The following is a 6600-nucleotide window of genomic DNA, read 5'->3' as shown; positions in this document are numbered from 1 at the left end:
GAGATTCCGTTCTTGACCAATGTGGCTGATGAGAACGGCAATGTGAACTTGGGTGAGGACGCCGCCTCAGCAGCTCCGGCTGCTCCGGCCACCCCGGCCACCCCGGCCACCCCGGCGGCTCCGGCTGCCCAGGCTGCCCCGGCCGCGAAACCGGAACCGGCCGCCCCGGCATCGCCCGCCCCGCAATCGAAACCGGCGGCATCCAAGAAGGACGAAGCCAAGCCGACGGAACACGGTTCCTCGCGTTCTGCTGCGGATTCTTCCATCCGTGTGGATGTCGACCTGCTGGACGTGTTGATGCGCGAAGTCTCCGAGTTGGTGTTGGTGCGTAACCAGATTGTGCGCCTGACCGATTCGATGACCGACATGAACCTGGTGCAGTCGTCTCAGCGCCTGTCCATCGTCGCCACCGAGCTGCAAGAGGGCATTATGAAGACCCGCATGCAGCCCATCGAACACCTGTGGTCCAAGATGCCGCGCGTGGTGCGTGACCTGGCGAAACAGACTGATAAGAATGTGCAGCTGGTCATGATTGGCGGCGACACCGAACTCGATCGTTCCTTGCTGGAAGCCATCAAGGATCCGCTGACGCACATGGTGCGTAACGCGGTTGACCACGGGGTAGAGTTGCCCGAGGTCCGCCAGGCTGCTGGGAAAGACCCGAAGGGCACGGTGACCTTGAAGGCTTACCACGCCGGCGGCCAGGTCGTAGTTGACATTATCGACGACGGCGCGGGCATCGACCCGGTCGTGGTGGCGAACAAGGCTCTGGATAAAGGCCTGGTCACCCAGCAGCAGCTCGGCGAGATGAGCGACAAGGAAATCTTTAACCTGCTGTTCCTGCCGGGATTCTCGACCGCAAAGAAAGTTTCGAACATTTCCGGCCGCGGGGTCGGCACCGATGTGGTCAAGACTTCCGTTGAGGCTATCGGCGGTACGGTCGACGTCGAGTCTGAACTCGGCAAGGGCTCGACTTGGCGGATGCGGATCCCGCTGACGTTGGCGATTCAGCCGTCCTTGACGGTCGAGTCCCACGGCGAGCTCTACGCCATTCCGCAGGTGTCCCTGCTCGAGCTGGTTGTTTTGGATTCGTCTCGCAAGGAAACTTCGATGGAGTACGTGAACGCCTCGCCGGTTTACCGCTTGCGTGGCATGCTGCTCCCGCTGATTCGCTTGAGCCACGTGCTGCATCCCGAGGAATCCAACGACCGCGGCTCCGAAGCCAACGGCGTCATTGCTGTACTGCAAAACGATGACCAGCGTTTCGGCCTGGTGGTCGACAAGGTCATCAACAACGAAGAAATCGTGGTCAAGCCGCTGTCCTCCAAGCTCAAGTCCATCGGCCTGTACGCCGGTGCGACCCTGCTGGGCGATGGCCGCGTGGCGCTGATTCTGGATATCGGCGCGGTGGCGCGCAAGTCCCTGACCGGCGCAACGACCCAGGCTGCCCAGAAGGCTCAGATGGATGCGGAAGCCGCACAGGCTCGCAGCTCCGAAATGACCGGTCAAGCGCTGGTGGTCGGGATTGGCGACGGGCGCCGCGTGGCGATTCCGCTGGCTGCCGTTACCCGCTTGGAGCACATCAGTGTCGAGGCGGTGGAACGCGTGGGTGGCCGCGAAGTCATCCAATACCGGGGCCAGATTCTGCCCATCGTCCGCCTGGATCGTTTGCTCGGGGTCATGGACTACGAGGAGCCCAAGGATCTGCAGGTCGTGGTGTATCGCCGGGGCGATCGTTCCGTGGCGATGGTGGTCCGCGAGATTCTGGACATCGTGGCCGACGACAAGCGCAAGCACTCCAACATCGAAGACCACGGCTTGCTGGGCTCTGCGGTGCTGAAGGACCGGGTTACCGAGCTGCTGGACGTCGAACAGGCTGTCCGCGCCGCCGACCCGACTTTCTTCGACGAAATCGAAGACTTCAACGCGGAACTCGAGATGAACTCTCGTCTGGACATGGTCGGGGCGTGATGAGCGATGACGCAGTACGTAACTTTCCGTTTGGACGGAGCCCTTTACGGCATTGAAGTCAATCAGGTCACCGAGATTCTGCACGGTGAAGACATCACGAACGTGCCGCTGTCGCCGACCGCCATTACCGGCCTGGTGAACTTGCGCGGACAAATCGCGACCCTGATTGACCTGCGTAATCAGCTGCATCTGCCGCCCCGCGAGGATCCCCGCGAAGCCATGATGGTCGTGGTGGTCCTGGACGGCGAGACCCTGTCGCTGATGGTGGATTCGATTGGCGATGTTCGCGAGGTCGACGAGTCTGATTTCGAGGCTCCGCCGGACACGCTGGGTCAGGACATGCGCGAACTCATCTTGGGTGCGTACAAGTTGAGCGATGACCTGCTGTTGGTCCTCGACGTGGAGCGCGTCGTCGCTATCGGTGCGGAAGCCCGCGGAGCGTGAGGTTCCAGCCGTAGCTTAGAAATTGCAAAGTCGGAGGGGGTCACTGCGGTGGCTCCCTCCGATTTGTCCGCACAAGGGTGGGGCGCAACAGTGTGTTTCGGGTGCGGCTTTTTCGGGTAAAATGTATGTAAAGCGGCACGCGGTCTGACTTTGTCACGTCGCAAAAACCGCCGTCCGTTGTCGGGCGAAGAACTGTAAAACCAGTTAGCCTTAAAAGGTAGAACTCGCAGCTGAGGGAGAGAAGATGTCAGGCATTAAAGTCCTCGTGGTGGACGATTCCGTTGTAGTGCGTAAAATCGTGACAGACGCGCTTAACGCCGACCCTAACCTGGAGGTTGTGGGTACTGCCCCGAACGGCAAACTGGCGCTGATGAAGTGGAAACAGCTGAAGCCCGATGCCATCACTATGGACATCGAAATGCCCGAAATGAACGGCATCGATGCCGTGCGGGAGCTGCGCAAGATGGGCTGCAAAGACCCTATCATCATGTTCTCCACCTTGACCCAGCGCGGCGCGACCGCGACTTTGGAAGCCCTGTCTGCCGGTGCTACGGACTACGTGACGAAACCGGCGAACCAGGGTTCCGTCCAGCAATCCATTCAAAGCGTGCGTGAACAGCTGGTTCCCATCATTCTGGGCTTGCTGCCCAGTAAAGTTCGGGCGATGGGGGCCGTGTCCTCCAGTTTGTCCCCCGAGGCTCGGGCCAATATCTCGTCCGTACCGTCCATGTTTGCCGGTCCGCTCAAACTGCACGACCGCACCGGTATGCCCGACAAGCCGATTCGTATCGTTATTCTCGGCTCCTCCACCGGTGGTCCCGAGGCTCTGACCAAGGTCATTTCCGGGCTGAGCCGTCCCATGCCGGTGCCTATGGTCATCACTCAGCACATGCCCCCCGTGTTTACCACCCAGTTGGCGGCCCGTTTGGACAAATTGACTTCCGTAACTGTGCAGGAGGCTTCGGAAGGCATGATGCTGGCTCCGGGCCATATTTATCTGGCGCCGGGCAACTTCCATATGACTTTTGCCGGCAACGCCGGGGCTCCGCGCGTGAAGTTGACCCAGACCCAGCCGGTGAACTTTTGCCGTCCTTCCGTGGATGTCATGTTTGAATCCGCGGTGAATCTCTATGGTGGAGACATGTTGGCGGTGGTGCTGACCGGTATGGGCCAGGACGGCAAGAACGGCTGCGGCAAGGTTCTGGAGGCCGGGGGCCGTACCCTGGTCCAGGATGAGCAAACCTCCGTGGTGTGGGGGATGCCGGGGGCGGTAGCCAACGCCGGCTTTGCAGACGAAATTCGCCCACTTGATGAAATCTCGACCCAGATTCAGCGTCATGTCCAGACTTATGCCCCGGAGGCCCGACGATGAGCCTGACCCGCCAAACATTTGATTATGTGGCGGGATTGGTCAAGCAACGTAGTGCTATCCAACTTCCCGCCGGAAAGGAATACCTGGTTGAATCCAGGCTCATTCCTTTGGCTCGGGAAGCCGGATTCACCGGGCCTGCCGCGGTGGATAAGTGGATTCAACAGGTTATCGCGACCCACCGGGCTGGTGACCTGCAAGACATCGCCGAGGCTCTGACCACCAACGAGACTTCATTTTTCCGTGATGTTACCCCGTTTAAGGGTTTGACGGAATCCGTAGTTCCCAGCCTGATTGAGGCCGGTCACCGCAACCTCTCGATTTGGTCCGCGGCTTGTTCCACCGGTCAGGAACCCTATTCCATTGCGATGAGCCTGTTAGAGATGGATCAGGCTCCGAATTTTTCCATCGTTGCTACTGATATTTCGCGGGCAGTGTTAACCAAGGCTAGGCAGGGTTTCTATACCCAGCTGGAGGTGAACCGAGGCTTGCCGGCGCCTATGCTGGTGCGCTACTTTGCCCGCGAGGGCGCAAACTGGGTTATTAGTCCGTCGCTGCGGTCGCGGATTAACTTCCAGGAACACAATCTTTTGTCGACCCCGCCCAAGGGCGGTCCTTTCCATATCGTGTTTATTCGCAATGTTTTGATTTATTTCGACATCAACACAAAGCGAGAAGTCTTGCGTCGTGTGGCGCATTCTATGGTGCCTGGCGGATATCTGTTCCTAGGCGCGGCAGAAACCACGATGGGGATGGATCCCGTATGGGAGCGCATGACGTTGACAAAAGGTGCGGTATACAAATTGAAAGGGGGCGGGAAATGAAAGCATTAGTCGTTGACGATTCCCGTGCTATGCGCAAAATTATCGGCGGTATCCTGCGCCGTGAAGGCTTTGAAATCCTGGAAGCCGCTGATGGTGAACAGGCCATGGAAGTCTTGCACGACCCCGCCACGGGACGCGTCGACTTGGCGACAATCGACTGGAATATGCCGGTGATGAACGGGTTGGATTTGGTGGTGAATATCCGCGCGGAAAAGGAACTGCGCAATATCACCCTGATGATGGTAACCACCGAGTCGGAGCACTCACAGATTGTGCGTGCTTTGGCGGCCGGGGCGCACGAGTACCTCATCAAACCTTTTACTCCCGAAGCGGTCAACGAAAAGCTCATGCTGTTGGGCTTGGGGACTTGAGGAACTTCAAAGCCCCGCGGGACAGCCGGTGAAACCGAGACCCCGGAGTCTTTCGCCAGTAAGGAACACAAGGAGAAATAATGGATCAGGAAGTTCGGGAAGCGGTGCTGAACATCGCTAACGATGTCTTTTATGCTCTGATTGATAAACACGAAGGCACTGTGACGGAATGGCTCGATGAAATCGAGCCCTTTCAGAATCCGGTTTATGCCTGGGTGGATTCACAAGGGGATAAGCAGCTGCGCGTCATGCTAGAGATGGAAGATTCCACGGCAAAGGACCTGACCAGGGCCATGTACAGACTGGGTGAAACCGATGAGGTCACCGAGGAAGATCAGCAGGACGCTTTTGGGGAAATCGTCAATGTTATTGGTGGAAACATGAAATCTATTGTGGAAGATTCCGGAAACCTGATTCTTCCACAGGTTAGGAAGGAAAAACCGGTAGAACCAGAATCGCCTTTAATTAGCGTAAACCTCTACTGGAAAGGCAAATTCCTGGTAGTCTCAATAAGTGACCTTAATGCCACTCGGGATGCGGCATAAGGGCGAACACGGAGGTAGTCGATGCGTATTATTGTTGCAGACGATTCGCGAGTGATGCGACAGATTGTGGTGCGTACCCTGCGCCAAGCGGGATTTGATTGGGAAGTTATGGAAGCCGAGGATGGCGCCCAGGCTTTGCAGTTGGCGCTATCGGAATCCCCTGATTTGGTTCTTTCTGACTGGAATATGCCGAATATGCTGGGTATTGAGATGCTGCAGCAGCTGCGGGCGACCGGGTCAAAGATTCCGGTCGGGTTCGTGACTTCCGAGGGTTCCCCTCAGATGCGGGAAATCGCACAACAGGCGGGTGCGAATTTCCTGATTCAAAAACCATTTGATGCCGCCACGTTCAAGTCGATTTTAGGAGCGTTTAACCGATGAGTGCCACCCCTTTGCCTACTGGAAAAGAAATCCGTGACCTGTTTGAAATGCTGTTGGGGCGAACCGTTGAGCTTTCCCCGGACTATGAAATTTTGAAGCCTGATGAGGAATTCGGTTGCTGCGTGGCGTTCTTTAATGATGCTATGGACAACGTGTGCGCCGCCTGCATTATGGATCTGGATTTGTGTGCTTACGCCGGCGCCGCCCTGCAGCTGATTCCCGCTGCCGGGGCGCAAGACGAAATCAACAACGGCACTCTCTCTGACAGCTACATTGAGAATGTCTACGAGATTCTCAATATTTTCTCTGGTCTGTTGAACAAGGAAGGTGCCCCGCACGTCACCATCGGTTTGATGTATACCCCTGGCGAGGAACTGCCGGCTAACGAGTACAAGATGGTTACCTCCTACGTGGAGCGCCGCGATTCCATCCTCGACATCGAAGGCTACGGCAAGGGCCGCTTCGGCGTCATGTGCTTTAACTAGCGGCGTTGTCCTGGGTTTTTCCCCGGGGTTAATCCTATTAATTTGCTTCGGTGTGCCATATATGGCACACCGAGCCGTTTAAATAGGTTTTATTGCGTGTTTGAGTTCTGCGGTGCGTTCGCTCGGGGGCGCTCGCGAGAGGCGGAAGGGGGAGGGCCCCCTCGCGTTTTGCGCGACTATTGTCGCAAAACGCTCACCCCCCAGCCTCTC

The 6600-nt window shown here is 57.5% G+C and carries 8 protein-coding genes; all 8 read left to right on the top strand.

Annotated elements, in window-relative coordinates:
• Positions 1-1971, top strand: a 1971-nt coding sequence (locus tag AC5LBQ_RS09150; RefSeq protein ID WP_493265290.1) for a chemotaxis protein CheA, incomplete at its 5' end; no start/stop codon positions are given.
• Between the two features lie 6 nt (positions 1972-1977).
• Positions 1978-2415: a chemotaxis protein CheW gene (locus AC5LBQ_RS09145; RefSeq protein ID WP_004008847.1), complete on the top strand. Its 438-nt coding sequence runs from the start codon at positions 1978-1980 to the stop codon at positions 2413-2415.
• Positions 2416-2659: 244 nt separating this feature from the next.
• Positions 2660-3787 (top strand): protein-glutamate methylesterase/protein-glutamine glutaminase, encoded by a 1128-nt coding sequence (locus tag AC5LBQ_RS09140; RefSeq protein ID WP_493265289.1) that lies wholly within the window; start codon positions 2660-2662, stop codon positions 3785-3787.
• Positions 3784-4608, top strand: coding sequence for a CheR family methyltransferase (locus AC5LBQ_RS09135; protein ID WP_307742456.1), 825 nt, complete (start codon positions 3784-3786; stop codon positions 4606-4608). Before AC5LBQ_RS09140 ends, AC5LBQ_RS09135 begins: the two co-directional genes overlap by 4 nt.
• Positions 4605-4979: a response regulator gene (locus AC5LBQ_RS09130; protein ID WP_282920911.1), complete on the top strand. Its 375-nt coding sequence runs from the start codon at positions 4605-4607 to the stop codon at positions 4977-4979. The genes AC5LBQ_RS09135 and AC5LBQ_RS09130 overlap by 4 nt, the downstream gene beginning before the upstream one ends.
• Before the next feature lie 80 nt (positions 4980-5059).
• Positions 5060-5524 (top strand): chemotaxis protein CheX, encoded by a 465-nt coding sequence (locus tag AC5LBQ_RS09125; RefSeq protein ID WP_297346817.1) that lies wholly within the window; start codon positions 5060-5062, stop codon positions 5522-5524.
• 21 nt (positions 5525-5545) lie between these two features.
• A complete protein-coding gene (locus AC5LBQ_RS09120; RefSeq protein ID WP_004007547.1) occupies positions 5546-5905 on the top strand; it encodes a response regulator in 360 nt (119 codons plus the stop codon).
• Positions 5902-6390 carry a hypothetical protein gene (locus tag AC5LBQ_RS09115; RefSeq protein ID WP_295028770.1) on the top strand — a complete coding sequence of 163 codons (489 nt, stop codon included), beginning with the start codon at positions 5902-5904 and terminating at the stop codon, positions 6388-6390. Before AC5LBQ_RS09120 ends, AC5LBQ_RS09115 begins: the two co-directional genes overlap by 4 nt.
• Positions 6391-6600 lie beyond the last annotated feature (210 nt).

The sequence above is a fragment of the Mobiluncus sp. genome (assembly GCF_985070215.1).
This window is presented reverse-complemented; position numbering and strand designations above follow the sequence as displayed.

Bases quoted from the DNA above. Each gene is read 5' to 3' on its own strand.
- AC5LBQ_RS09145 (WP_004008847.1), top strand. From the start codon at position 1,978: ATGACGCAGTACGTAACTTTCCGTTTGGACGGAGCCCTTTACGGCATT.
- AC5LBQ_RS09140 (WP_493265289.1), top strand. From the start codon at position 2,660: ATGTCAGGCATTAAAGTCCTCGTGGTGGACGATTCCGTTGTAGTGCGT.
- AC5LBQ_RS09135 (WP_307742456.1), top strand. From the start codon at position 3,784: ATGAGCCTGACCCGCCAAACATTTGATTATGTGGCGGGATTGGTCAAG.
- AC5LBQ_RS09130 (WP_282920911.1), top strand. From the start codon at position 4,605: ATGAAAGCATTAGTCGTTGACGATTCCCGTGCTATGCGCAAAATTATC.
- AC5LBQ_RS09125 (WP_297346817.1), top strand. From the start codon at position 5,060: ATGGATCAGGAAGTTCGGGAAGCGGTGCTGAACATCGCTAACGATGTC.
- AC5LBQ_RS09120 (WP_004007547.1), top strand. From the start codon at position 5,546: ATGCGTATTATTGTTGCAGACGATTCGCGAGTGATGCGACAGATTGTG.
- AC5LBQ_RS09115 (WP_295028770.1), top strand. From the start codon at position 5,902: ATGAGTGCCACCCCTTTGCCTACTGGAAAAGAAATCCGTGACCTGTTT.